Origin of the sequence: Pelagibaculum spongiae (genome assembly GCF_003097315.1) — a bacterium.
GTDB lineage: Bacteria > Pseudomonadota > Gammaproteobacteria > Enterobacterales > Pelagibaculaceae > Pelagibaculum > Pelagibaculum spongiae.
Window position 1 is genome coordinate 80,678 of record NZ_QDDL01000004.1, and the last position, 26,925, is coordinate 107,602.

The 26,925-nt window shown below is 43.3% G+C and carries 22 protein-coding genes; 17 read left to right on the forward strand and 5 right to left on the reverse strand.

What is annotated here, in order from left to right; genetic code table 11:
• Positions 1–25: 25 nt before the first annotated feature.
• Complete coding sequence (phaR, locus tag DC094_RS11135; protein ID WP_116687195.1) at positions 26–511, reverse strand: polyhydroxyalkanoate synthesis repressor PhaR; 486 nt, start codon at positions 509–511, stop codon at positions 26–28.
• Between the two features lie 198 nt (positions 512–709).
• Here phaR and DC094_RS11140 point away from each other — a divergent pair, with 198 nt between their 5' ends.
• Positions 710–1,153: a nuclear transport factor 2 family protein gene (locus DC094_RS11140; protein ID WP_116687196.1), complete on the forward strand. Its 444-nt coding sequence runs from the start codon at positions 710–712 to the stop codon at positions 1,151–1,153.
• Between the two features lie 104 nt (positions 1,154–1,257).
• Here the strand turns inward: DC094_RS11140 and DC094_RS21865 are convergent, their stop codons facing one another.
• Positions 1,258–1,536: a hypothetical protein gene (locus DC094_RS21865; protein WP_133245525.1), complete on the reverse strand. Its 279-nt coding sequence runs from the start codon at positions 1,534–1,536 to the stop codon at positions 1,258–1,260.
• A 508-nt stretch (positions 1,537–2,044) separates the two neighbouring features.
• On the opposite strand from DC094_RS21865, the gene DC094_RS11145 reads away from it, so the two are divergent.
• The 4 genes from DC094_RS11145 to DC094_RS11160 all read left to right on the forward strand — a co-directional run bounded on the left by DC094_RS11145 (position 2,045) and on the right by DC094_RS11160 (position 6,857).
• Entirely contained in the window at positions 2,045–2,500 is a 456-nt protein-coding gene (locus DC094_RS11145) for a prepilin-type N-terminal cleavage/methylation domain-containing protein (RefSeq protein ID WP_116687197.1), read from the forward strand.
• Positions 2,501–2,869: 369 nt separating this feature from the next.
• Entirely contained in the window at positions 2,870–3,358 is a 489-nt protein-coding gene (locus DC094_RS11150; protein WP_116687198.1) for a YchJ family protein, read from the forward strand.
• Between the two features lie 90 nt (positions 3,359–3,448).
• Positions 3,449–4,381: a tRNA 2-thiocytidine(32) synthetase TtcA gene (gene ttcA, locus DC094_RS11155; RefSeq protein WP_116687199.1), complete on the forward strand. Its 933-nt coding sequence runs from the start codon at positions 3,449–3,451 to the stop codon at positions 4,379–4,381.
• A 1,093-nt stretch (positions 4,382–5,474) separates the two neighbouring features.
• The gene (locus DC094_RS11160) at positions 5,475–6,857 is read left to right on the forward strand and encodes an alanine/glycine:cation symporter family protein (RefSeq protein WP_206605633.1); all 1,383 of its coding nucleotides are present in this window, start codon (positions 5,475–5,477) and stop codon (positions 6,855–6,857) included.
• A 471-nt stretch (positions 6,858–7,328) separates the two neighbouring features.
• On the opposite strand, the gene DC094_RS11165 is transcribed toward DC094_RS11160, so the two are convergent.
• The gene (locus tag DC094_RS11165) at positions 7,329–7,808 is read right to left on the reverse strand and encodes a universal stress protein (RefSeq protein WP_116687201.1); all 480 of its coding nucleotides are present in this window, start codon (positions 7,806–7,808) and stop codon (positions 7,329–7,331) included.
• A gap of 321 nt (positions 7,809–8,129) precedes the next feature.
• On the opposite strand from DC094_RS11165, the gene DC094_RS11170 reads away from it, so the two are divergent.
• From DC094_RS11170 to DC094_RS11205, 8 genes are all read left to right on the forward strand, one after another.
• Positions 8,130–8,846, forward strand: a complete 717-nt coding sequence (locus tag DC094_RS11170; protein ID WP_116687202.1) for a YebC/PmpR family DNA-binding transcriptional regulator — start codon at positions 8,130–8,132, stop codon at positions 8,844–8,846.
• A 303-nt stretch (positions 8,847–9,149) separates the two neighbouring features.
• The gene (locus DC094_RS11175; RefSeq protein ID WP_158527295.1) at positions 9,150–10,928 is read left to right on the forward strand and encodes an esterase/lipase family protein; all 1,779 of its coding nucleotides are present in this window, start codon (positions 9,150–9,152) and stop codon (positions 10,926–10,928) included.
• Positions 10,925–11,950 carry a hypothetical protein gene (locus DC094_RS11180; RefSeq protein WP_116687204.1) on the forward strand — a complete coding sequence of 342 codons (1,026 nt, stop codon included), beginning with the start codon at positions 10,925–10,927 and terminating at the stop codon, positions 11,948–11,950. Before DC094_RS11175 ends, DC094_RS11180 begins: the two co-directional genes overlap by 4 nt.
• Before the next feature lie 224 nt (positions 11,951–12,174).
• On the forward strand, positions 12,175–14,610 hold the full coding sequence (gene hsdR, locus DC094_RS11185; protein WP_116687425.1) for an EcoAI/FtnUII family type I restriction enzme subunit R: 2,436 nt from the start codon (positions 12,175–12,177) through the stop codon (positions 14,608–14,610).
• A 167-nt stretch (positions 14,611–14,777) separates the two neighbouring features.
• Entirely contained in the window at positions 14,778–16,352 is a 1,575-nt protein-coding gene (locus DC094_RS11190; protein ID WP_241504030.1) for an N-6 DNA methylase, read from the forward strand.
• Positions 16,353–16,510: 158 nt separating this feature from the next.
• Positions 16,511–18,127 carry a restriction endonuclease subunit S gene (locus tag DC094_RS11195; protein WP_206605634.1) on the forward strand — a complete coding sequence of 539 codons (1,617 nt, stop codon included), beginning with the start codon at positions 16,511–16,513 and terminating at the stop codon, positions 18,125–18,127.
• A 77-nt stretch (positions 18,128–18,204) separates the two neighbouring features.
• Positions 18,205–18,900 (forward strand): DUF3800 domain-containing protein, encoded by a 696-nt coding sequence (locus DC094_RS11200; RefSeq protein ID WP_206605635.1) that lies wholly within the window; start codon positions 18,205–18,207, stop codon positions 18,898–18,900.
• Positions 18,900–19,391: a hypothetical protein gene (locus DC094_RS11205; protein ID WP_206605636.1), complete on the forward strand. Its 492-nt coding sequence runs from the start codon at positions 18,900–18,902 to the stop codon at positions 19,389–19,391. Before DC094_RS11200 ends, DC094_RS11205 begins: the two co-directional genes overlap by 1 nt.
• A 57-nt stretch (positions 19,392–19,448) precedes the next feature.
• Here DC094_RS11205 and DC094_RS11210 read toward each other — a convergent pair whose 3' ends face one another.
• Positions 19,449–19,844: a hypothetical protein gene (locus DC094_RS11210; RefSeq protein ID WP_116687207.1), complete on the reverse strand. Its 396-nt coding sequence runs from the start codon at positions 19,842–19,844 to the stop codon at positions 19,449–19,451.
• Here DC094_RS11210 and darG point away from each other — a divergent pair.
• Positions 19,809–20,843, forward strand: a complete 1,035-nt coding sequence (gene darG / locus DC094_RS11215) for a type II toxin-antitoxin system antitoxin DNA ADP-ribosyl glycohydrolase DarG (protein WP_116687208.1) — start codon at positions 19,809–19,811, stop codon at positions 20,841–20,843. The two genes, DC094_RS11210 and darG, sit on opposite strands and share 36 nt — an antisense overlap.
• A 179-nt stretch (positions 20,844–21,022) precedes the next feature.
• Here the strand turns inward: darG and ilvD are convergent, their stop codons facing one another.
• On the reverse strand, positions 21,023–22,867 hold the full coding sequence (gene ilvD / locus DC094_RS11220; RefSeq protein ID WP_116687209.1) for a dihydroxy-acid dehydratase: 1,845 nt from the start codon (positions 22,865–22,867) through the stop codon (positions 21,023–21,025).
• 342 nt (positions 22,868–23,209) lie between these two features.
• Here ilvD and DC094_RS11225 point away from each other — a divergent pair, with 342 nt between their 5' ends.
• The 3 genes from DC094_RS11225 to DC094_RS11235 all read left to right on the forward strand — a co-directional run bounded on the left by DC094_RS11225 (position 23,210) and on the right by DC094_RS11235 (position 26,886).
• A complete protein-coding gene (locus tag DC094_RS11225) occupies positions 23,210–24,781 on the forward strand; it encodes an ABC transporter substrate-binding protein (RefSeq protein ID WP_116687210.1) in 1,572 nt (523 codons plus the stop codon).
• A gap of 198 nt (positions 24,782–24,979) precedes the next feature.
• The gene (locus DC094_RS11230) at positions 24,980–25,957 is read left to right on the forward strand and encodes an ABC transporter permease (RefSeq protein ID WP_116687211.1); all 978 of its coding nucleotides are present in this window, start codon (positions 24,980–24,982) and stop codon (positions 25,955–25,957) included.
• Positions 25,954–26,886 (forward strand): ABC transporter permease, encoded by a 933-nt coding sequence (locus tag DC094_RS11235; protein ID WP_116687212.1) that lies wholly within the window; start codon positions 25,954–25,956, stop codon positions 26,884–26,886. The genes DC094_RS11230 and DC094_RS11235 overlap by 4 nt, the downstream gene beginning before the upstream one ends.
• The last annotated feature ends 39 nt before the right edge of the window (positions 26,887–26,925 follow it).

The following is a 26,925-nucleotide window of genomic DNA, read 5'->3' on the forward strand; positions in this document are numbered from 1 at the left end:
GAAGTTTTTTATTGCAGGTAGCGTCTTATTTGCCGTCTTTTGTATCGTCTTTCTTGTTAGTTGAGAACAGGCTGTTTTGGAACTGTGTCCACATCTCAAAGTTACGTTCGGTGATCTCTTGGGCCACTTTTAATGGCGTATCGATTGCTTGGTTTACCTGTCGATTTAGATCTTGCTGGAACTGTTGCTGCTGGCCAACGAAGAAATTCATGCTCTGATCGAGAAAGTCTCGCATGCCGTCTTGCATTGAGTTGCCATAAGAACGAATCACATTTTCCAGTACTTCGGTTGAAAATACCGGATGTCCCGAATCTTCCTGCTCACTGATAATTTGTAACAACACAGTGTGAGTTAGGTCTTCACCGTTTTTGGTGCCGATGATTTTAAAAGGTACTCGATCCAGTACCAGCTGTCGCACCGCTTCAATGGTGATGTAGCGACTCTCAGTTGTGTCGTAGAGGCGACGATTGGGATACTTCTTGATAATGCGATGAGAAGGTTGCTCAGTCATCCGTGTACATCCGCTGGCTGTAATAGCTCAAGGATAAAGGAAGGGGCAAGGCTTGGCCAAGTTTTCTCAAGTGACCATCAGTTTTTATGAATGCTAATGTAGCGATTTTCTATTTAAAGTTACCGCTAAAAAATGTTGAACATACTGTTATTTATCTAGTCTGAATTCGAATATAAAAATGAATGGATAATAATTATCATGTTGGCGGGTATTTTATTTCGAAGGGTTTCATTGAGCTTTTTAACCACGATATTGGTGTTTGGGGTGATGGCTTCGAATACTGCAATGGCGGAAGGCTCTTTAACTTCTGCAGATGTTAGTCGTTATTATCAAGCCCTTAGTACGCATCAAATTGATTTAGTCGGTAGTTTTTATGATCAAAACATTACCTATGAAGATGTTGCAACAGGAGAATCGACTAAAGGCAATGCAGCGGCCATCGCATTCGTCAAAAAATTCCTTGAGGCAACGCCTGGAGTGAAAGTTGAAACGCAAAAGGTGGTGGTGGCGGCAAACTTTGCAACCGTAGAATGGCTGATGAGCGCCGGTAAGGGTAAAAATGCATGGAATGTACGCGGGGTGTCAGTGATTGAACATAGTAATGGAAAAATGACTAGAGTCTCGGATTACTGGAATAATTAACGTCGCTTTTATTTTAAGCTGAAGTCGATAATAGCTGATAGATAGTTTTAACTGATTAAATCACCTCAAGGTGCAAGAAGAACGCATCTAGAGGTGATTAATATTTAAAAATGTCTAAAGAAATAGACCAATGCCATGCCACCAAGGCACGCTTCAAATAAAAGCTCAAAGTAATAATAGGACGGCTCCTCGTTTCGATGGACAATTCGCCTGATATCCGCACTTCTTCCGGCAAGGGTTTGAATTTGACCGGTCAATATTCCTGAAATGCAATTCCCTACCCACATAAAACCAAGAATGCTAATCAGCGTTAGTATTCCTGCGCTCTTAGAAATACCAACAATAATGCCTAAAACAATAAATATTAATGTAATAAAGCTCAAATTTTATAGCTCGAAGTTAAAGTTAAACGGAAATGTTTAGTAGTAAACAATGCAACAGTAGAGTCGAAGGCTGGCAGATTAGCTATGGTTTCATTTTTTGGTCGTGTTGCATCAACATGACCAATGGAGCAAGTGCACTCTTTAAATGAGATAATGTCAGCATTGGGTTCGCTTACTTATTTACCTTGGCAGCAGGCCAAGCAGAAGTATGCTATTGAACGATAAATGTTGGCTGATGGCAAGGATTGAGGCGAGAAACTGTATTAAATGAAAAGCCAGTTATTTTTGATTGACGATTGCTTGTAAATAAGGAATTCAAGCGAAGAAAGAAGCGAAGCGACGCTAATTATTAAAAAGTATTGATGAGATGTCGTTCACTTTTTAAGATTTTTTTGAGGGCTGGTTAATAGTTTGAAAAAAAAGATTTCTCATAATAAGTAGTTGATATAAATGAAACTTCAGCTGGTTGCTATTGTGTAAATCTGTATAAATAAAAGAATTGCTTATTATGAAGTTATTCAAGGGTTTCACGTTAATTGAAATAATGATTACATTGGCTGTCTTAGGCATTTTGACGGTTATAGCAGTCCCATCTTACCAATATTATATTTCACGGGCAAAAGCGGCAGAAGTTGCTGTTTTTGTTTCTAATAATAAAGCGATTATTGAAGAGTTTGCAGCGGTTACGCTGAGATTCCCTCTGCCGCATAATTCTGGCATAGGCAGGATTATAGAAAAAAATGATTTAGTGATAGAGTCATCTGCAAGGCTGACTATTGATAGCCAGGGCGTGGCTAAAACTGTGATTTTCTTTTCTGTCGAAAATCAAAATAGGTATAATGAACTTTTTATTTATGTGCCAACTCTTCTCAAATCGAATCCAGGCCATGTAGTCTGGGAGTGTCGATTGGCTAGCGTGAGCGCACAAAAAAAACCAATCTATGCTCCAGTGGAATGTTATTAAACGAATAGTTTTGGATGATTTAGAATACTAAGTTAGCTTTAAAAATCTGTACGGTTATTTATTCAGCCTTTGGAGGTAGTTGCTACATCACTTCAAAATACACAATCAATTGACATCCATCGTAAGCTCACTCGAGCATTGTCATTAGAAAATCGAATTGATGAGAAATCAATCGCAGTTTGCTGTTGTTTGCTTAGAGTGAACGACAGGGGGTTGTTACGGTTTTTAAATGTTTCAGCAGACGCTAACATGCATCAGATCAACCGCTTTTTCCTTGAAGCTTGCATCTAAAGCCATTACAGGCAAAAATTCAGCGCCATTTTTTTAGGAACAACCGACCCAAGCGGTCGGATTTAAGGAGAAACACCTATGAGCCAGTGTCCTTGCGGATCTTCTCGCCAGTTGGAACAGTGCTGTTTGCCATTCATCAAAGGCGAGCAACAGCCACAAACCGCTGAGCAGCTGATGCGTTCACGCTATAGTGCTTACACTCTGGTTGAAGTGGATTACTTGATCGATACGGTTTGCGCCGACAAAAAGCATGAGCACACAGCGGAAGCCATTAAGCAATGGGCAGAAGCTTCTGAGTGGTTAGCGCTAGAGATTATTGAATGCCAGGGCGGTGGCGCTGACGATAGCGAAGGTACCGTTGAGTTCATGGCAACCTATAAAGAAGACGGCACACCACGCCATCACCATGAATTAGCGCAATTCCGTAAAGATGATGGTCAATGGAAATTCTTCGACGGTTTGCCAGCCAAACCTCGCCAGATCAAACGTGATGAGCCAAAAGTTGGCCGTAACGATCCTTGTTCTTGCGGTAGTGGCAAAAAATTCAAGAAGTGTTGTGGTCGCTAGTTAAAGCCTCCAGAACATCACCTAACAGGCCGAGTTTCTCTAGTAGCAATTGACTGGTGTTACCGGCCCTAAGTGAGTAGCAGTAAAGAAATGACAGACGATCTTATCAAGGCAAAAGAAGATAAAACCGCTTTTACTAAGCTGCAAAAACGCTTGCGGCGAAATGTTGGCAAGGCCATTGAAGATTTTGCCATGATCGAAGCGGGCGATCGGGTGATGGTGTGTTTATCTGGCGGCAAGGATTCCTATGCCATGCTGGATATTCTGATGCAACTGCGCGATAGCGCACCGATCGACTTTGAGCTGATTGCTGTCAATTTGGATCAAAAGCAGCCGGATTTCCCTGAAGATATTTTGCCAACTTATCTGAAAAATCGGGGCGTGCCGTTTCATATTATTGAGCGTGATACCTACAGCGTGGTGCAGCGAGTGGTTGCCGAAGGCAAAACCACCTGTAGCTTATGCTCGCGGTTACGCCGCGGCACCTTGTATGGTTTTGCTGAAGCACACAAAATCGATAAGATCGCTTTAGGTCACCATCGCGACGATATGATTGAAACGCTGTTTTTGAACCTATTTTACGGTGGCAAGTTAAAGTCGATGCCGCCAAAGCTACTCAGTGACGATCAAAAGAATGTGGTGATTCGACCACTGGCATATTGTAAAGAAGAAGATTTGATTCGCTTTGCTGATTACAAGCAATTCCCGATTATCCCTTGCAACCTGTGTGGCTCCCAGCCGAAATTACAGCGACAAGTGATTAAGCAAATGCTCCATGACTGGGATGAACAACACCCGGGTAGAATGGCCAATATCTTCAAGGCGATCACTAATGTGGCGCCTAGCCAGTTAGCTGACCGCAATCTGTATAACTTCACCGATTTAAAGTTGAATCGACCTGATGATAGCGCAGGCGATACAGACCCATTCCAACCGGAAATTTTTGACAACTTGCCGGTTGACCAAACAGGTCAGCAAGTTTTAGAACAACCGATTGTATTTGATCCGGCAGCAAGTCATTAACCAGATTGAAAATAATCAGTATTAAAAAAATAGCAGCGACTACGCTGCTTTTTTTTGCCTGATTTTTGTCATTCGTTTTTTTTATTGTGCTAACAACAAACGCTTGCGTGTTGTTCGGTGTTCTCGGTGTTTTTCAAGGTATGCATCCTTTCTCTCGGAAGTAGCAATCAATAGAAAGTTGATTGTTGATTGTTGATTGCTATTTGCTCAAAAAGTTTTAGCGCATATCGGCAGGTGCTTTGAGTGTATTGAAGAAATTGGTCAAACCAAAAGCGCTGCCATTGCCAGAAGTATTTGCAATTTATTTGTCAAGTATTTGAGGTGAATCTTTTAATCGGATCAATTTAAAAATTTACTGAGGTTGCAATAAAGCGACAGCCAATTATGTATTGATTTTATGGTAAGTTTTTTAATTTAAATAAAAAATTAGATATTAAAACTATATTTCTGCTCTGATAGCCTATTCAGTCAGCAAAAACACTTAACAACTTGACAAACATTTTATTGATCGTAATCAAATATAAGTTTGGTCAGACCTGTAGCCTGTGTGCTCAAGGTGAATCGACTTCTACCCGTAACAAACTTTGAAGCAGATGCTGCGCCGGGGCAAATAATTGGGTTGGCTAGTTTTCAGGGCTATGCCTTAATCGCCCCATCAAAAATTGTAAGTTTGTCGGTATTAAAAGTAGTTTTTCCAAGGAATGTGATAGCTGTAGCTATGGCTTATTTTGTACGACAATTTTCTCGGAAAGAGACTAGCTCATGTTTATTAAAGTTCTGCAACAACTCTGAGTCATGCTTCTATCGCCCGGGTCGGGTGATGGCGGTGCCTATCGAGGCGATTTCCTTAACCAATTGATATCACGTCAAATAATTAATTTTGTTTGTTGTTTTTATAGATTGGTTGCTACCCGTATTTATCGATCAGGCTTATATCCTTCGAGATATAAAATCGGTTAAATCATTGGGTTAAATTCATACTGGTGTTTTTTGTACTGTTGGAAAACAGCAGGATAGTTTTGTCAAAATTTCGAGTGTTATTTTTTAAAATCCAACCCCATTCAATGAGAGGCGAATGATTATGGATGCATTAATGAGTGTAGTAACGTGGATTAACGATCAGCTATGGGGATATTTATTAATATTCCTGCTGTGTGGTACTGGTATCTTCTTTACGTTTAAATTGCGTTTTGTTCAGGTTCGTCTGTTTACTAAATCAATTAAATACGCCCTAGGCGGTAAAAAAAGTGGCCCAGCGGGTTCCGACGGTATGAGCTCGTTTCAGTCGTTAACGACTGCAGTTGCTGCTCAGGTCGGTACGGGTAACCTTGCAGGTGCTGCTACCGCGATTGCTGCGGGTGGTCCGGGTGCAATTTTCTGGATGTGGATTACAGCATTCTTTGGTATGGGTACTGTGTTTGCCGAGGCAGTTCTGGCGCAGGTATATAAAGAAGAAGTGAATGGCCAGGTACGTGGTGGCCCAGCTTATTATCTGAGTAAAGGTGTTGGTAGTAAGGCGCTGGGTGGATTCTTTGCTGTAACCATTATTCTAGCGTTGGGCTTTATCGGTAATATGGTACAAGCCAACTCTATCGGTGCTGCTTTTGATACTGCGTTTGGCATTCCTCCTCTGGCGGTTGGTATTGTGACAGCAATTATCGCCGGTATGATCTTTAGTGGTGGTGTGAAAGCGATTGCTGCATTTACCTCTAAGGTTGTTCCAGTAATGGCAGTCTTATACATCATTGGTAGCGTATATATTATGGCAACCAATGCGGGCGCGATCCTCGAAGGTCTGAAAATGATCTTTATTGGCGCATTTGATCCAGCCGCTGCAACTGGTGGTGTGTTAGGTGCAACAGTTAAAGAAGCGGTTCGTTACGGTGTAGCACGTGGCTTGTTCTCAAACGAAGCAGGTATGGGTTCTACTCCACACGCTCACGCAGTGGCTAAAGTTACCCACCCAGGCCAACAGGGTGCGGTAGCAATGTTCGGTGTGTTCTTTGACACCTTTATTATTCTGACTTTGACCGCATTGGTTATCTTGACTGTGCCAATTGATGGTACTTTGACAGGTATCGCACTGACTCAAACTGCTTTCTCTGCCAGCATGGGTCCATTTGGTGAAGTCTTTATCGCAGTCGCTCTGTTCTTCTTCGCTTTCTCAACCATCGTGGGTTGGTACTTCTTTGGTGAAGCAAACGTTCGCTTTTTGTTCCGCAGCGACAAGGCAGTTAAGGTTTACAGCTTGATCGTTATGGTCTTCATCGTACTGGGCTGTACTTTGAAAGTGGAGCTAGTATGGCAGTTGGCCGACATGTTTAACGGTTTAATGGTTCTGCCTAACCTAATTGGTCTGCTGATTCTGGCCAAGGTGGTTAGCAAATACCTGAAAGATTTTGAAGTTGATTTCCTGGAAAAAGGTGAGTCTAAATTGGCTCAGCAACCAGTGCCAGCTGAAGTAAAAGAGAGCTAATTTATCTGACGCTTAGATAAATTAACCGGGCCAGCAAATGAATTGCTGGTCCGGTTTTTTTTGTTCTTTTTAATGATAAACCATACCGTCAAGTTGCGTTTTTCGGTTGTTTTATTTCGTTGCTGAATGCCCGCAAGCCATTAAAAATAATCAATAACAGAAAGAATAATAAAATGCGATATAGTAGAGGCGCATTGACGGTTATAAATCCTATATGAAAATAGCGCCTGAATGTTTTGGATTTTTTTTCTGGCTATCTGGCGTAGAATTTATCGTGAGGTGGAGCATGCATTTAACCAGCGAATTGATTGATGTGGGTAGTGTGCTGTGTGGTGGCAGGCGAGCAGCTTTTTGAAAGAAATAGAAATATCGAATTAAAACCGATGGTATCGAAAGAGGCTGCTTGAAATACAATTTGAATTACCGCTAAGCAAATTGAGCGTAGCGGTAATCGGCATTCTATCAGAATGCTTAGCTGTTTTTTAATGGCACCAGCAAAACGGGAATTTCAGAAAGCTGGGTGATTTCCCGAGCGGTGTTGCCAATCAGCATGGCGCTTAAACCCGACCGAGCGTGACTGCCCATAATAATCATGTCGGCGGATAGCTGCTTAGCAGAATTAAGAATTAAGGTGGTGGCGCGTTCTTCCTCGCAAATCACTTCAGCTGGCGCTGCTACGCCAGTAATTTTGGCCATGTGCTCACTATAAAACTGCTTCATTTGTTGCCGGAGGTCTTGCAGCAGTTTTTGGCGGTTTTGCTTGAAATTACTACGGGCATCTAAAGGCAGATAATTTTCGATAATGGCATTGCCAAAAGAACCGACTGGCTCGCAGGCATACACCAGAATCAATTCAGCTTGATGTGTGCTGGCCATTTCTGCAGCAGCTTTAGCAATGCTGACGCTACTGGCATCCAGCGTTAAAGGGAGCAAAATCCGCTTGATCTTCATTCTGGCAATCCTGTGACAAAAACCTGCTTTCACCCTAGCAGGTGTCGCTTTATATTTCTGAAAATTGCCGAATTGGTTTGACCTAAATCAGCGGCTAGGTAGAAGTGACTAGCGCAAAAACGCAGTTTTTGAATAATTCTTACTACGAATGAAAGAGATCGGCTGCACTAGAGATCGCTAAAGCAAGCGTTAAGCGCCATCTGACAGCAGCTGTAGACCACAGAGTTGCTGGCAGAGATCAGCTTCAATGGCACAAGAGGTTTATTTGACCGGGTGGTGACGGTAGAATCGGCGCCATAGTTTTTCTAATGAGAGATCGCAATGGGTCGCGCCTACCAAAACCGCAAAGAATCAATGGCCAAAACGTCTGACGCCAAGGCAAAGGTTTACAGCCGATATGGACGTGAAATATACGTCTGCGCTAAATCTGGTGGTTTGGATCCTAATGGCAACCTGGCATTGCGAAGCCTGATTGAACGTGCCAAGAAAGACCAAGTGCCAACGCACGTTATCGACAAAGCAATCAAAAAAGCGGAAGGCGGCAAGGGCGAAGATTTCCAGCCAGCACGTTATGAAGGTTACGGACCTGGCGGTAGCATGGTGATTGTTGAGTGCCTGACCGACAACACTAACCGTACTTTTGGTGATGTGCGTTTATGCTTCACTAAAAATAACTGCAAGATCGGCACCCAAGGTTGCGTCAGCCACCTGTTCGATCACAGCGCTATTTTGAGCTACAGCGGCGAAGATGAAGACCAAGCGCTGGAAGCTTTAATGGAACAAGATGTCGATGTTACCGACGTTGAATGTGAAGATGGTAAAATCACCGCATTTGTACCGCACACAGAATTTTTCAAAGCCAAGCAAGCATTAATTGACGTGATTGGTGAAATTGATTTCGATATTGAAGAAATCCAATTTATCCCTCAAACCACCGCACCTATTTCGGGTGAAGATATTGAAGTGATGGATAAATTCCTCGATATGTTAAACGACTGTGACGATGTACAGCGGGTTTATCATAACGCTGAGTATTAATTCAGTAATTGATGGCTGATGATTAATGTAGTCACACCGGCATCCTGCCTCCTTGTGACATACATATGTCCCTGTAAATAAAACCGCACCTGAGAAATTGGCTGCGGTTTTTTTTGTTTTAAAAAATCATATCTCTATATTCAAAATCGTCACTTCAACACACAGAAAAATAAAGAAGAGCCGATCTTTCAGAAATATAGGGTTAATGTCGCACAAAATGTGTAGGCAATTTCCTAACGACTTTTTTTGCTGGTAGCTCTAAAGTAATTGTTCCTGAAAATATCTGTATCAAGGATGATGCATATGCATTCTCATTATGGTGTGCCATGCAGTTGTAAGCGAAAAAGTGTGGTCGGGATTGTTTTTGTCCCCGGAATTATGGGCAGCAGGTTGTTTAATCGCCAAGAAAGTGAGGTTGTCTGGGATCCCGCCGTTGGGATGGGTGATCATCCAACTGGCTGGTTGTTGGAAAAATTGGAGCAGCAAAATCAAAACCGAAAGCTGCGTTTGAAGTATCTAGTTGACTACAAAAGTAAGTCTCGGAGTGCAAATAGCTCGAAAACGATTGGCGAGAGAACAAAAGAATATCTAGAAGTCGCCGACAAACAAAAATATCACGTATCTGCTGTAGCCCGAGAGCAGGAAGCTCAGTGGCAAAAGAGCCGTAAGGGTGAGTTCTTATGGAATATTTTGAGCCTAGCATTTAAAGATGCCAAAGGGCGTAAAGAAATGCTGGTGCACAAGAATGCATCTTCATTGGTTCGGGATGATGAATTGCTCAGTGTTGACCAAGGAACTGATGAGTATTTTAAAATCCATACTTCAGTTAAGCCTTCTCGAATTGTCCAGCGCAGGCAGCAAGGCTGGGGCGAAGTATCTTGGGGCAGTTATGGCAAGTTTCTAAGCTGGTTAGATAGCTGGATATCTTCAGAGTTAGGTTATCAGTTTTATAATTGGAGTTTTGCAACCTATGCCGTTGGTTATAACTGGATGCAAAGTAATCGAAAATCTGGGCAGCGGCTAAAAACACGAATTGATGAAATCAGACAAGAGCTGGCCGTTGAACATCAGGTCGAGCCAGCCAATGTAAAAATCATTGTGATAAGTCACTCGATGGGTGGCTTTGTCGCCCGTTCTGCAGCAGTTCTGGAGAATGCTGATATTGATACAGTTATTCATGGTGCCATGCCTACCGATGGCAGTCCGGCCACTTATGTTAATGCGCGCAGTGGTTATGGAATGCCAGCCGGTGTTGCTTTGGGGATGAATGCAGCTGAAGTAACAGCGATATTAGGTTTTTGCCAAGGTGGGCTGGAATTGCTGCCTAATCAGCATTATCGAGATGCCAAAGGTAATTCTGACTGGCTAAAAATAGAAGTTGAGGGGCAGGAAACACTGTCTATCAACAAAGATTTTCCAGGTGAGAAAATCTATGATTTTTATAAAGACTTATCGCAATGGTATAGCTTGATTCAGCCTGAGTTGCTTGTTCCAAGAAGCAGAGTGTCAATTAAAAATCTGGTAAAGCATCATCGAAAAAGAATAGATTCTACAGAGAAATTTCATTTAGATCTCTCAGATTATTATCATTTTAATACTCGGTTGCTCTATGGGGTGAATGAGAATATGCCTTCCTATGATCAATGCGTCTGGTCTGCGCAGCAAAGCCCTAAAGGAAAGCCTTATGAATGGAAAATTGTTGCGGATCAGAATTATGGCTTTTCCTTTGGTGAAGGTGAAATCTCTCTGGCAGATTCTCAGTCTATTAAAGATTATCAACAGCGATTAAAAAATGCAGACCGCTCGGCGATATTCGATGAGGGTAAACGGCTACAAATTATGAGAGCGGTTGGCCCGCTAAATAGCCATATCTTTCAAATTAAGCCAGCCAGTGCCCCGGGTGATGCAACGGTTCATAGTGGCGCAGGCACGCACCCTAATTTACTAAATAGTCATAAATTTCCAATGAAATTAGATCAGGAACATCAGCTGTTTTTTGATAGCGATGATGTCATGGTCAAAGTCTCAGAATTGTTGTGGCAACAAGCCGACCGCTTTGACAAGGAGAGTAAAGGATTATGATAAAAAAAATAATGCTTGTTTTGTTGGCTGCCAGTTTGATGGCCGGTTGTGTATCGAAAAGGACTGTGGATATGCCATTTTCTCATTTATTTAAAGAAGTCTGTGTAGGTCGTTATCAAATTGAATTGCCTATAGATTTAGAATACTACAATTCATTGTATAAAGACGGTAGTCTGACTTTTGATATTCGGGATGGTAGGAATCGGTCGGGAAAAAGTGGACTTTACAGCTATGATAACGCCGCGCAATTATGGATAGAAAATACGGAGCTCAAGAGTTCAGAGCGAATTGGAGAAGCTTTAACGTATTATGAGGATTATAAAAGCGGACTGGACCTGATAACCAGTTATGATTTTTTTGATCAAGGTGGGCCATATGAGGGTTATATATTGGATGCCTATGGTCTAAGAAAATTTTCAGATCATAAATATGCTATTGAAGTTTCCGCACCAACCGAAGAATATGAAAGCCATGATCGTCAATATAAAAACAAATATGCCGAAATTGTAAAAACTTTTTCTGATAGGGCACTGCTTTTCAAACACCAGGCTTGGCCACATAATCAGCTCGGTGTTTGTATTAATAACGATATATTAATGAATACTGCAAATGCTTTGCCAGATGAGTATTTAAGCGTGATGCATTCCAATGGAAAGCGAACCAGTTTTCGTTTTGTATTTGAAGCTTACTCTGCTGATAGGCGAGAGTATCTGCAGCAAACAATGGATCATGAAACGGGTATTATTCGCTATTTTGCCAGTGAGCGCTTTTCAGTAGCAGGTCGCAGCGGTCGTTTGCTGATAAGCCCGGGTCGCTACAGCGAAAAAGAGTTGCAATTTAAATGGGTGGCCAGTAGCCCTGAGGCAGGTTCAACTCGATTTCCTTATATGGAAATTCGTGGCAAAGTTCGAATTGATGAGTATCCGGAATTACACGCTGCTGGGATGACCAATGAAGCGTTTTTAGTGTTACTGCTAGATGGCATGAAAGTTCGTGACAATGGCTTGGTCGGCACCCGCTGATAATGCATTGCCAGATGCTGTCAAAATGGCCGGTTTAAGCCACCACAAAGCTGCGTGATGATCAGTTTCACGCAGCCTTTGTCGGTTGACTATTGCCGCGTACTACTCATATCAACCTTCGCCTGATTTCTACTTTAGTCCAGTCGCTTAACCCGTAAACTCGTGCCACAATGACCGCTAATTTAGAGGCGTCAGTTTTGGCGATTGCGCAGGGCAGCGAGTCTATGAGTCACCACGGTATTGATAAATCGAAGCTTTCTGAAACCGATATCATCAGCAAGTTTGTGCTGCCTGCGATCAAAGATGTCGGCTGGGACGATCTAACCCAGATTCGCCAAGAAGTAAAACTGCGTGATGGCAAGGTGGTGGTGCGAGGTACAGTCGCATCGCGGTTGAAAGTGAAGTCTGCAGATATCGTGCTCTACCATAAACCCAGCATGCCGCTAGCGGTAATAGAAGCCAAAGCCAACAAACATGAAATGGGCAAAGGCATGCAGCAAGGGTTAGATTATGCCCGGCTGCTTGATGTGCCGTTTGTGTTTGCAACCAATGGCGATGGTTTTATCTTTCACGACAAAACTGGCCTTTGTAACGCAACGCTAGAAACCCAAATTGCATTGGAAGACTTTCCAACGCCTGAGCAACTGTGGCAAAAGTTTTGTATTTGGAAGGGCTATACCGAACAGCAACTGCCAATTATCACCCAAGATTATTACGACGATGATAGCGGAAAAACCCCGCGTTATTACCAGCTGCAAGCCATCAATAAAACCATAGAAGCGGTTTCATCGGGGCAAGATCGAGCGCTATTAGTCATGGCGACCGGCACCGGTAAAACCTACACCGCATTTCAAATTATTTGGCGATTATGGAAAGCTAAAAATAAAAGACGGATTTTGTTTTTAGCCGACCGAACCGCACTAATCGAACAAACCAAAAAGGGTGACTTTCAACCTTTTGGCACCGCGATGACCTGGTCAAAAAATAGAACAGTTGACCCGGCATTTGAAATTCACCTTGGGTTATATCAAGCGCTGACCGGGCCAGAAGAACATCAAAAAGCCTACAAACAGGTTTCGCCAGATTTTTTTGATTTGATTGTTATCGACGAGTGCCACCGTGGCAGTGCCGCAGAAGACAGTGCTTGGCGGGAAATTCTCGATTACTTTTCTAGTGCGACTCAAATCGGTTTAACCGCCACACCGAAAGAAACCAATGAAGTGTCTAATATCGATTACTTCGGTGATCCGGTTTATACCTACTCACTGAAAGAAGGTATTGAAGACGGTTTCCTCGCGCCTTACAAAGTGGTGCGGGTGGATATCGATATTGACCTGCAAGGCTGGCGACCCACTAAAGGTCAGGTGGATAAAAATAACGAAATTATTGACGACCGAATTTATAATCAAAAAGATTTCGACCGCAGCATGGTAATTGATGAGCGCACCCATTTAGTTGCGCAAACCATTACCAACTATTTAAAACGTACTGACCCGATGGCGAAAACCATCGTTTTCTGCAACGACATTGACCACGCCGATAGAATGCGCCGGGCTTTAATTAATTTAAACCCTGAGCAATATCAGAAAAATGAAAAATATGTAATGAAAATTACCGGTGATGATGAACTGGGTAAAGCGCAGTTAGAAAATTTCACCAATCCGAAAAAAGCCTATCCGGTAATTACTACTACATCGGAATTAATGACCACCGGTATTGATGCAAAAACCTGTAAGCTAGTGGTGTTAGACCAGAACATTCAGTCAATGACCAAGTTCAAACAAATCATTGGTCGTGGCACTCGAATTGATGATAAGTACAACAAGCTTTGGTTCACCATTCTCGATTTCAAAAAAGCCACAGAACTGTTTGCCGATGAACGCTTTGATGGTGAACCGGTAAAAATTATCAATACCACGCCAGCGGAAGTTGAAGACCCAGACGTTAATATTGAAGGTGACGATTACACGCCAACTGAGATAGATGGTTCGGAATTGATTCATGAAATTCCGCCTGAAGCTGATGGTGGTTTTAACAATTCAAATGATCAGCCATGGACAGATTTTGAGCCGACAGACGATCAAGAAGTAAAAATCACTAAATTCCATGTTAACGGCGTGACGGTAAAAGTAATGGCTGAGCGAGTGCAGTACTATGACACCGATGGCAAACTGGTCACCGAGTCCTTTAAGGATTACACCAAAAAGGCACTGAAAAAACAGTTTGCTTCGTTAGATGAATTCACCAAAAAATGGAATGATAGCGAACGTAAGCAAGCCATTATAGATGAGTTAGAAACTGCCGGAGTGCTGTGGGATGCGCTTGAACAAGAAGTTGGCAAGGCGCTAGATCCTTTCGATTTGATCTGCCATGTAGTGTATGATCAGCCGCCGCTAACCCGCCGCGAGCGGGCGGATAATGTGAAAAAGCGCAATTATTTCACACGTTATTCAGAAACCGCTCAAATGGTACTGAGTAATTTGTTAGAGAAATATGCCGATGTCGGAGTGCAAGAAATTGAGAATAAAAACATTCTCAAGCTAGAGCCTTTTAGCGAGATTGGTCGACCGATTGAAATCGTTAAAAAAGGTTTTGGCAAACCGGCCGATTATGAGCAAGCCCTCACCGAGCTAGAAGCTGAAATCTATCGTATCGGTTAGTATGAGCTGAAAAGTAGATTAGAAAAGCACTCCGCCTTCTGACAATTCAAATAGATCGGATGGCGTTATATTGATTCAGTCTGGTTTTCGTAGCCTGGGTAAGCTTCAGGCGCACCCGGGGTTTTCAGGGTGTTTTATATGTTCCAAAGCCCTTAGGTTCTCTGGCAATGAAAAAATGTCAGATGGCGCTGCGCTTATCTAACCTACGAAATAATCACCCATTTTTAAATATTTACCAAGAGAACATCATGTCGATCAGTGCAACCATTAAATCCATTCAAGATATTATGCGTAAAGATGCCGGTGTTGACGGTGATGCGCAGCGCTTAGGTCAAATGTCATGGCTGTTATTTCTTAAAGTGTTTGACGCCCAAGAACAAGAGCTGGAATTTGAGCAAGATAATCATTATCGAATGCCAATTCCTGAACAATACCTATGGCGCAACTGGGCGGCAGACAGCCAAGGCATTACCGGCGATGATTTATTGCAGTTTATTAATGACAAGTTATTTCCGGAATTAAAAAACCTAATTGCGCCCATCGACACCAATCCGCGTGGCCATGTGGTAAAAGCCGCTTTTTCTGACGCATTTAATTACATGAAAAACGGTACCTTGCTGCGTCAGGTAATTAATAAATTAAATGATATTGATTTCACCGACTCCAAAGAACGCCATTTATTCGGTGATATTTACGAGCAGATATTAAGAGATCTGCAAAGTGCCGGTAATGCCGGTGAGTTTTATACTCCGCGTGCCGTCACCCGCTTTATGATTGACCGAATTAACCCGCAACTGGGTGAAACCATTCTTGACCCGGCCTGTGGCACCGGCGGTTTTCTGGCCTGCGCCATGGACCATTTAAAAAGCCAGGTAAAAACCACCGAAGACCATAAAACCCTGCAAAAACAGATTTACGGTGTTGAGAAAAAACAATTGCCGCATTTGTTATGTACCACCAATATGCTGTTGCATGGTATTGAAGTGCCGGTGAATATTCGCCACGGTAATACCTTGAGTAAATCCTTGTCTAGCTGGGATGACCATATCGATATTATCGTCACCAACCCGCCGTTTGGTGGCACAGAAGAAGACGGAATTGAAAAGAATTTCCCAGCGGAAATGCGCACTAGGGAAACCGCCGATTTATTCTTGCAATTAATTGTCGAAGTATTGGCCGATGGTGGCTCTGCCGCGGTAGTACTGCCCGATGGCACCTTGTTTGGCGAGGGCGTAAAAACCAAAATCAAAAAGCTACTCACCGAAGAGTGCAACCTGCACACCATCGTGCGCCTGCCCAACGGCGTATTTAATCCCTACACTGGCATTAAAACCAATATTTTATTCTTTACCAAAGGCGATGGTTCTAAAGAGAAAGCCACTAAAGAGACCTGGTTCTACGAGCACCCGTATCCGGAAGGCGTAAAGAACTACAGCAAAACCAAACCGATGAAGTTTGAAGAGTTCAAAGCCGAACAACAATGGTGGGGCGATGAAGCTGACGGTTTTGCCGCACGGGTTGAGAACGAACAGGCATGGAAAGTCAGCATTGATGAGATCATCAAACGCAACTTCAACCTCGATATCAAGAACCCTCACGTTGGCGAAATCATCAGTCACGACCCCGATGAATTGCTCGCAGAATACGCCCAGCAACAGGAACAGATTCACGGTTTGCTGGATCAGTTGAAGGGGATTCTGGGTGCTGCACTAACTAACGATTCTGCCAAAGGTGCAAACTAATGGCTGCTGTAGAGCAACTGATTACTGACAATATTGCTACTTGGGCGCAGGCGGTGCAGAAGCGTAACGCCACTGGCCGAGGTTCCAGCAAGAAGATTGAGCTGTATGGCATCAAAAAACTGCGTGCTCTGATTCTGGAGCTGGCGGTTCGAGGTAAGTTGGTACCTCAAGATTCTGAGGATGAACCGGCTTCTGTTTTGTTGGAACGGATTGCTGCTGAGAAGAAACTGCTGGTTAAAGAGAAAAAGATCAAAAAGCAAAAAGAATTATCAACAATTTCTGAGAGTGACAAGCCATTTGAGTTACCGCAAAACTGGAAGTTTTGTCGATTAAACGATTTAACCATTGCTGCTGAAGCAGGTTGGAGTCCTCAATGTGAATTACACCCAAGGGAAGGTAATAACTGGGGTGTTTTGAAGGTAAGTGCGGTTACGTGGGGAGTATATAAGCCAAAAGAAAATAAAGAATTACCTCAAGCGCTAGAACCTCGCCCCAAATACGAGGTGAAAAGTGGTGACTTTCTTATCTCAAGGGCGAATACCGCAGAGCTTGTGGCTAAGGCTGTTGTAGTGCCAGAAAATGCTCCAAAGTACTTGATGATGAGTGACAAAATTATTCGATTCCAATTTTCAAAAACAGTATCAAGTCATTACATAAATTTAGTAAATAACAGCATGTTTTCTCGTAGCTATTATGCGCAGGTTGCAGGTGGCACAAGTAGCTCCATGAAAAACGTTTCTCAAGGTCAAGTGCGGAACCTTATTGTTGCTCTTCCTCCACTCGCAGAACAACACCGCATAGTCACCAAAGTCAACGAACTCATGTCCCTGTGCGACCAGCTGGAACAGCAAACCGAAACCAGCCTCACCGCCCACACATCACTGGTAGAAAACCTGCTCGCCACACTCACCAGCAGCACCGATGCCGCCGAACTGGAACAGAACTGGCACCGCATTGCCGAACACTTCACCACTCTGTTCACCACAGAATCCAGCATCGACCAGCTCAAACAAACCGTGCTGCAACTGGCGGTAATGGGCAAGCTGGTACCTCAAGACCCGAACGATCAACCTGCGTCTGTACTGCTGGAAAAAATTGCTGCTGAAAAGGAGCAATTGATCAAAGAGAAGAAGATTAAGAAGCAGAAAGCGTTGCCGCCGATTGGGGAGGATGAAAAGCCGTTTGGGTTGCCTGATGGGTGGGAGTGGAGTCGTTTTTCTGAAGTTGCGTATTCGCGGTTAGGTAAAATGCTCGACAAAGCAAAGGACCAAGGTGAATCGAAAAAGTATTTACGAAATACGAATGTCCAATGGCAAAAAATTGACCTGTTAGATATTAAAGAAATGAAATTTGAACATGCTGAGCTGCAAGAGTTTGAGTTACATAAAGGAGATTTATTGATTTGCGAAGGTGGCGAGCCAGGGCGTTGTGCCATTTGGCAACATGACAACATTGATATTTACTTTCAAAAAGCACTTCACCGCGCAAGGACATACACTGGTGTGATTCCTGAGTATCTAGAAATATGCTTGATGGTAGATGCTGCCAATGATTCTCTTGCTCAACTATTTACTGGAGCCACAATAAAACATTTGACAGGTGATAAGCTCTCTCGACATATAATTTCGATTCCTCCTTCAGGGGAACAAGCCAGAATAATTAGTCAAGCACTCCAATTATCGACTCTCTGCAACCACCTAAAAACCCACCTCCAACAAGCCCAACAAACCCGCCTGCATCTGGCCGATGCGATGGTGGAAAAAGCGTTGGGGTAACTAATTTTGACTACAAAACCTTTTCAGCTAGACTGTTGCTTTTGCTAGCAGTCTGGCTTTAAACAACTGGTATAGCTGTGGAATATAATGTTTACTGCGATGAGTCATGCCATCTTGAAAATGATCAACAAAAGTCGATGGTGTTGGGGGCTATTTGGTGTCCGGTTTCCAAGAGATTGGAAATTGCCAAACGTATTCGAGAGATCAAAATAAAGCATAAGTTAACCAGCAATTTTGAAGTGAAGTGGACCAAGGTGAGCCCATCCAAGCTTGGGTTTTATATGGAATTGCTTGATTATTTCTTCGACGATGATGATCTGCACTTCCGGGCAGTTGTCGTTCCAGATAAACAACTGCTGAATCATCAACGTTTTGCGCAAAGTCATGATGACTGGTATTACAAAATGTTTTTTGTAATGCTGAAAGTGATCTTTGAACCAGACAGTCGTTATTTTGTGTATATCGACATAAAAGATACCCTGGGGCATGAAAAAATTACCAAGCTGCATGATGTGCTTTGCAATAATGCGTATGACTACTCAAAAAAAATTATACGTGATGTAAAGCGGATTCACTCTCATGAAGCGGAGCAATTGCAGTTGGCTGACTTACTTATTGGTGCGCTTTCTTACCTCCACCGTGGTTATTCATCAAACTCGGCAAAAATAGCATTAATTGAACGAATTAAAGCAAGGAGTGGTTACCGGCTCACTCAGAATACCTTGCAGAGAGAAAATAAATTTAATCTGTTTATCTGGAATTCTCAGGGGTAATGCATTTGAATCCACAATGGTTACCTGAGTTAATTCTTATGGAGGACTTTGCCGGGGATTGGGGTAGTTTCTTTGCTGCGGTTTATGAAGTTTTTCGTCAGGATTTTGAGCAAGACAAGCCAGTTTTCAGAGGTAAGCGTTTGGGGCTTAAGCGGCACCCGGAATATGACGGAAAATCTGCCACTTTTTGGCATATGATCTCTGAAGGAACGGTTGAAGATGACCGCGTGCCGGATATTCGACGCTGTGAAAGAATTGGTTGGCCTAGACCGATTATTGAAAACAGCGAAGATGCAGTGTTAAAAGTTTGGGCGGAACCTCGAGGCAAAAACCAGAGGATACATCTATGGCTCGAGTCAGAAGGTTATCTGGTGGTGTTGGATGACCGTGGGGAGTATATCTTGCCCTGGACAGCATTCTACATTGAGCGTGAGCACCAGCGTACGAAGTACACAAAAAGATGGAATCGATATAAAAACAATGGGGTTTGATCTGCAGAGGGATAAAGCTGGCCGCGCCCTCTGATGAAGACGGAGCCGTAACTCTTTCTACACTGACGCTTGCGCTGGTAGATGAGATGCCTGAATCATAGTGCTCAGTCTTTTAGATTGCAATCCCAAATATACCTGATAAAACATCCAGTAGTCTGTTTGTGGCTTACCAATTTCACTGGGAATGCGGGTCGCCCGCCCGCCTGCTTGAATGCGATGGCATTCGGTATCAACATAATTGGTGCCTTTGGCGTGGATTTGATCGAATAGGGGTGGCAAGTAATACGAGAGCTCAGCAGGTAGGTGCAATTTTGCAGTAGTACGCAATGAGCTTGTCAGTAGTTGTGATGAAGGATTGGTATTTTTAAATATGGTTTTGGCAGAAAACTGCTGTTCAGTATCTAACAGGATATAGTGATGACGATTAACTCTGTAATGGGTAATTTGCTGCAACAGCACGATGCTGATGCAATCGTCAATACTGTGAATTGTGTCGGTGTGATGGGTAAAGGCATTGCGCTGCAGTTTAAGAAAAAATGGCCTGATAATTTTAAAGCTTATGCCAGAGCGTGCAAGGATGAGCAGGTTCACTTGGGGAAAATGTTTGTTTTTGATCTGGGTGGGCTGGCAACGCCGCGCTATATTATTAATTTTCCAACTAAAGGCCATTGGCGCAGTGCATCGCAACTGGCTGATATAGAAAGCGGCCTGGCAGATCTGGTTGAACAAATTCAAAAAATTGGCATTCGCTCAATTGCTATTCCACCGCTTGGATGTGGTAATGGCGGACTGGATTGGCAGGTGGTCAAGCCATTAATCATCAAATATTTCTCTGCGATTGATGCCGTTGAAGTTCGCGTGTTTGAACCAAATGATTCGATTAAAGCCAGTGACATGGAAGTGGGTAGCCGCAAGCCTAAAATGACACCGGGCCGTGCTGCGATTTTGTCATTATTGGAAATATATAAAAGCCAGAATTACGGTTTGTCGAAAATTGAAGTACAGAAACTGGCTTATTTTCTTCAGGTTTCTGGACAGAATTTAAAATTAAATTTTGTTAAACACCAGTATGGCCCTTATGCAGATGCGCTGCGACACGCTTTGGAACGAATGGATGGGCATTACATTCAAGGTGTTGGCGATGGGGTGGTTGCGGCAGAAATTACGCCAACCGAAAGCGCATTAAATGACGCGAAACAATTTTTGAAACAAGCCGACTCAGCCATAACAAGCCATGTTCAACGGGTTGCTGATTTAATAGAAGGTTATCAATCACCTTATGGTGTTGAGTTGTTGGCAACGGTGCATTGGGTCGCAGCTTATGAAGGTGCAACATCACCAGAGCAGGCCTTCGCTTTGATCCAGCAGTGGAATGCGCGTAAAAAGCAATTAATGACTTGCCAGCATGTTGAATCTGCCTGGATGCAATTAAAACAGCTTAACTGGATTTGATGTTTAGGAATGAATTTAATAAAAAAGCCGCATTAATTTAAATTAATGCGGCTTTTATGTAGGTTTGATGAGTTCCAACGAAATCAGACATCTGGCAATCAATTAACAAGTGTCTGATTACGCCTTCGGCTAATCAAACCTACAGCGTTTAATTTATTAAACCTTTTATATCGGGATAATCAATCCAGCATATCCAGGTTTCTCACTGCGCCTTTATCAGCACTGGTTGCCAGTAATGCATAGGCTTTTAATGCAGCAGATACTTTACGTGGGCGAACTTCTGCTGGTTTCCAGCCGTCTTTTCCTTTGGCGTCTTCTGCGGCTCGACGTTCTGCTAATTCTTCAGCAGTTAATTTAACGTCGATGCTGCGGTTTGGAATATCTATTTTAATGATATCGCCATTTTTGATTAAACCAATTGCACCGCCAGCGGCTGCTTCAGGTGAAACGTGGCCGATAGATAATCCGGAAGTGCCGCCAGAGAAACGACCATCAGTTAATAATGCGCAAGCCTTGCCAAGGCCTTTGGATTTAATGTAGCTGGTGGGGTAGAGCATTTCTTGCATGCCCGGGCCGCCTTTCGGGCCTTCGTAGCGAATAATCACCACTTCGCCTTCAGAAACCTGGTCTGCCAGAATACCGGCGACTGCGCCGTCTTGGCTTTCGAAAATGCGCGCAGGGCCTTCAAATACCAGAATTGATTCATCAACACCGGCGGTTTTAACTACGCAGCCTTTTTCGGCGATATTACCAACTAGAACTGCTAAGCCACCTTCTTTAGAAAAGGCATGCTGGTAATCACGAATACAACCGGCTGCGCGGTCTAGATCGAGTGATGGCCAGCGGCAATCTTGACTAAATGCGGTTTGAGTTGGAATGCCTGCCGGGCCAGCTGCAAAGAAATGATGCACTGCTTTGTCAGTGGTTTGTTTGACATCCCACTTAGCCAAAGCTTCGGCCATGGTGCTGCTATGAACGGTAGGCAATTGGTTGTGTATTAAACCGGCGCGGTCGAGTTCGCCCAAAATCGCCATAATACCGCCAGCGCGGTGAACATCTTCAACATGATATTCTGGCGTGTTAGGTGCCACTTTACATAATTGAGGCACGGTGCGACTTAAGCGGTCAATATCGTCCATGTCGAAATCAACTTCGCCTTCTTGCGCCATTGCCAATAAATGCAAGATGGTATTAGTAGAACCGCCCATGGCGATATCCATGGTCATGGCATTTTCAAAGGCTTTAAAGTTAGCGATTGAGCGAGGCAATACGGATTCGTCATCTTGCTCGTAATAAAGTCGAGCATTTTTAACCGTCAGTCTTCCTGCTTCGAGAAATAATTCTTTACGGTCTGCATGGGTTGCCAGCATGGTGCCATTGCCAGGCAATGACAGGCCAAGTACTTCGGTCAAGCAGTTCATTGAGTTAGCGGTGAACATGCCAGAACAAGAACCACAAGTAGGGCAGGCGCTACGCTCGACGGCGTCGACTTCTTCATCGGTGGCATCGTCGGTGGCGGCCATTACCATCGCATCGACTAAATCCAGCTTATGCGGAGATAGCGATGTTTTACCGGCTTCCATTGGGCCGCCAGAAACAAAAGTGACCGGAATGTTTAATCGCAGTGCTGCCATTAACATGCCGGGGGTAATTTTGTCGCAGTTGGAGATGCAGACCATTGCATCGGCACAATGGGCATTGACCATATATTCAACAGAGTCGGCGATGATCTCACGGCTCGGCAGTGAATAAAGCATGCCGTCGTGACCCATTGCGATACCATCATCAACTGCGATGGTATTAAATTCTTTTGCTACTCCACCTGCAGCTTCAATTTCTCTTGCTACCAGTTGGCCCATGTCTTTTAAATGCACATGGCCGGGTACGAACTGGGTAAAGGAATTGACTACCGCAATAATAGGCTTATGAAAATCATCATCTTTCATGCCAGTAGCACGCCAAAGTGCGCGTGCGCCAGCCATATTTCTTCCGGCGGTTGATGTCCGGGAGCGGTATTCAGGCATGGTGAACCTCTTGTTTATTATCCTGAGTTTTTCCGCAGCTTAACAGATGTCTGTTATTGCAGCGAGTAGGGCGGTGAGTCGATGGCCAAAGGCCTACTGCCAGCAGGGAGAACCGATCATTAGTGATGCCTTAATTAACTATTAAGTGAATAACTATTGATTATGATCAGATAAATATTCTTGATTGATATGATGAAAAAGTGACAAGCTAAGGCGTGAAGAATGAAAACGATGTGATCTCAGTCAAAATTGCTTATGCTGGGATGGCTCTTGCCGAGACGTAGATAGGCTGTGGCCTGCTTTCGGCACATAACATTATTAATAAACAAACAGGGGCTTAGAATGATTAAAACAGGAAAATCACTGCTGACTGCGGCAGCTTTAACTGTAGGACTGGCGATAGGTGGTGTTGCTTCAGTTCAAGCTGAAACCCTAAGAGTCGCTTATGATTCAGATCCAGTCACTATGGATATTCATGAGCAGTTATCTGGCGGTATGCTGCAATTCTCCCATATGGTATTCGACCCATTGGTTCGTTGGGGACGTGATCTGCAGATCAAGCCAAGACTGGCTGATAAGTGGGAACGGATTGACGATACAACGGTACGTTTTCATTTACGCGAAGGTGTAAAATTTCATTCAGGTAATGAAATGACTGCACTAGATGTTAAGTGGACTTTTAATCGTCTGAAAAACAGCCCCGATTTTAAAGCGGTTTTTGCACCTTTCTCTGGTGTTTCAGTGGTGAATAAGTACACCATTGATTTAAAAACCGATAAGCCATTCCCACTGGTATTAAATGCCGCGACTTATATCTTCCCAATGGATAGCAAGTTTTATACCGGTTTTGCTGAAAATGGTACTGCAAAAGATGCCTTGGTAAAACATGGTAATTCTTTTGCTTCTCGAACAGCTTCTGGTACCGGTCCATTTATTGTGACTTCACGTCAACAGGGGGTAAAAGTTGAATTTGAACGCTTTACCAATTACTGGGATAAAAAATCGCCAGGTAATGTCGATAAAATCGTATTAACCCCAATCAAAGAAGCGCCTACTAGAGTGGCTGCTTTATTGTCGGGTGATGTCGATTTTATTGCACCGGTACCACCGACTGATTTAAAGCGAATTAAAAAGAATTCCAAAACCAATTTAGTGACGCTGCCTGGTACGCGTATCATTACCTTCCAGATGAACCAAGAGCGACGTAAAGAGTTACAAAATTCTAAAGTACGTCAAGCGATTGTTCATGCAATCAACAATAAGGGTATTGTTAAGAAAATTATGCGGGGCTTTGCTACCGCTGCTGGTCAAAATAGCCCGGAAGGTTACACCGGTTACAACGCTGAACTTAAGCCGCGCTATGATTTGAGAAAAGCTAAAAAGTTAATGAAAGAAGCCGGTTACGCGAAGGGCTTTACATTAACTATGATGGCGCCAAACAACCGCTATGTGAATGATGAGAAAATCGCACAGGCAGTGGCTTCAATGCTTTCTAAAATCAACATCAAAATCGATTTGAAAACCATGCCGAAAGCTCAGTACTGGCCAGAGTTTGATAAACGCTCTGCTGATTTGATGATGATTGGTTGGCATTCAGATACCGAAGATACCGGTAACTTCTTTGAATTTTTGTTGATGTGTCCAGATGCAGAAACTGGTTTTGGCCAATACAACAGCGGTAACTACTGCAACAAGAATGTAGATAAGTTGACCCTTGCAGTGCAGCAGGAAACTGACACAGCCAAGCGAGCAGAAATGCTCAAGCAAATGGAACAAACTGCTTACGATGAAGCCGCTTTTGCACCATTACATTGGCAAAATCTAGCATGGGCAGCGCGTAAAGGTGTCAATATTTCACCGATTGTTAACGTCATGAACTTCCCCTACCTAGGCGACTTGGTGATTAAAAAGTAGTTAATGTATTAACTGCTTATTAGTAACCCATATCTCAATGGATAATTGGCCCTGACCTCTATGTTACCGCTGTTATTGGTTGGTATAGAGCAAGGGCTAATTATCTGGCGAGACAGATAGATTGATAGAACCGCAACCTGAGTCTTCACTCAGGTTGCGGTGATTTTAGACTCAAGCGACTCAAAAACAGGCGGTCTTATGTTTGCTTTCCTGATCAGACGAGTGATTCAGGCGATGGTGGTGATGTTCGTCATCAGCATTATCAGCTTTTCGATACAGGACAATCTGGGTGACCCGTTACGTGAAATGGTCGGTCAGTCAGTTTCTGAAGCACAACGACAAACGCTTCGCGATCAACTCGGCCTCAACGATCCCTTCCTAGTTCAATATGTTCGGTTTGCTAAAAAAGCAGTCACCGGTGATCTAGGCACTTCATATTTTTTTAAAGAGCCAGCGGTTGATGTCATTTTGCAAAAAATGCCGGCAACGCTAGAGCTAGTATTTGTATCCAGTTTAATGATTTTGTTTTTATCGGTGCCGATGGGCGTTTATTCTGCGATCAAGCCCAAAAGTTGGGGCTCAAAAGCGATTATGGGCTGGAGTACGATCGGCATCTCTATACCGGTTTTTTTAACCGCGATTATGTGTATTTATCTTTTTTCAGTTGAATTAGGTTGGCTGCCATCATTCGGTCGAGGTGAAACTAGTCCGTTTTTAGGATTGTGGGACAGTGGTTTAACCACCAAAGATGGCTGGTTGCATATTATATTGCCGGCGGTTTCTTTGGCGTCGATTATGCTGCCATTGTTTATTCGATTAATTCGCTCAGAAATGATGGAAGTTCTGCAGATGGATTATATTAAATTCGCTTGGGCCAAAGGCTTAATGCGCAAAAGAATTTGGTTTTTACATGCGCTAAAAAACACCATGCTGCCGGTAATTACCGTGGGCGGTGTGCAAATTGGCACCATGGTCGCTTACACCATTTTAACCGAAACAGTTTTCCAGTGGCCGGGTATGGGCTTTATGTTTTTAGAAGCAGTCAATCGAGTGGATACGCCATTGATTGTTGCTTATTTGATTGTGGTTGGTTTGGTTTTTGTGGTGGTTAATACATTGGTTGATTTGCTTTATACACTAGTGAACCCAACGGTTAAGCTGGCGGGAGCAAAATGATGAGCCAAGCTAAATCATTAATAAAACGCTGGGCAGGTTCAGAATTTTACTGGCAGTTCAAAAAAGATAAGGTCGCAGTTTTTTCATCGGTTATTTTGCTACTGATGGTCACCTTGGCAATTTGCGCCCCTATCTTCGCTTCACAGAATCCTTATGACCAAACTGTTTTAGATATCATGGATTCTGAGATTCCGCCGGTTTGGCAGGAAGAAGGTGATGAACGCTTTGTTTTGGGCACCGATGACCAAGGGCGAGATCTATTCAGTACCATTTTATATGGCACGCGAATTTCTTTGTTGATTGGTGTTTGTGCGGTGCTGTTGCAAGCCTTTTTAGGCATCACAATTGGTTTGGCTGCAGGGTATTTCGGAGGTAGGTTAGATAGCTTTTTAATGCGAGTGGCCGATATTCAGCTCAGTTTTTCTACCATGATGGTAGCGATTATTTTCCTGGCAATATTCCAGGCCGCCTTTGGAACGGAGCTCTACCAGCAATTAGCATTGTTTATGCTGATTGTAGTAATTGGCGTTGCAGAATGGCCACAATATGCGCGAACCGTTAGAGCATCGGTATTGGCTGAAAAACAAAAAGAATATGTCGATGCAGCTCGAGTGATGGGCTTTGGCCATGTCAGAATTATGCTACGGCATATTCTGCCAAATACCTTATCGCCGATTTTGGTTATTTCTACTGTTCAGGTAGCCAATGCGATTATCTCTGAAGCTGCTTTGTCGTTCCTTGGCCTTGGAATGCCGGTGACTCAACCGTCGCTGGGTGCTTTGATTAGTGCGGGTTTTGAGTATTTCTTTTCTGGTAGCTGGTGGATTACTGCTATCCCGGGGTTGGTTTTGATTATATTGGTGCTGGTCATTAATTTGCTGGGTGACTTTATGCGTGATGTTTTAAATCCAAAGTTATATAAGGATTAATTCATGTCATTATTTAAAGTTATTCTAACTCCCAAGCTG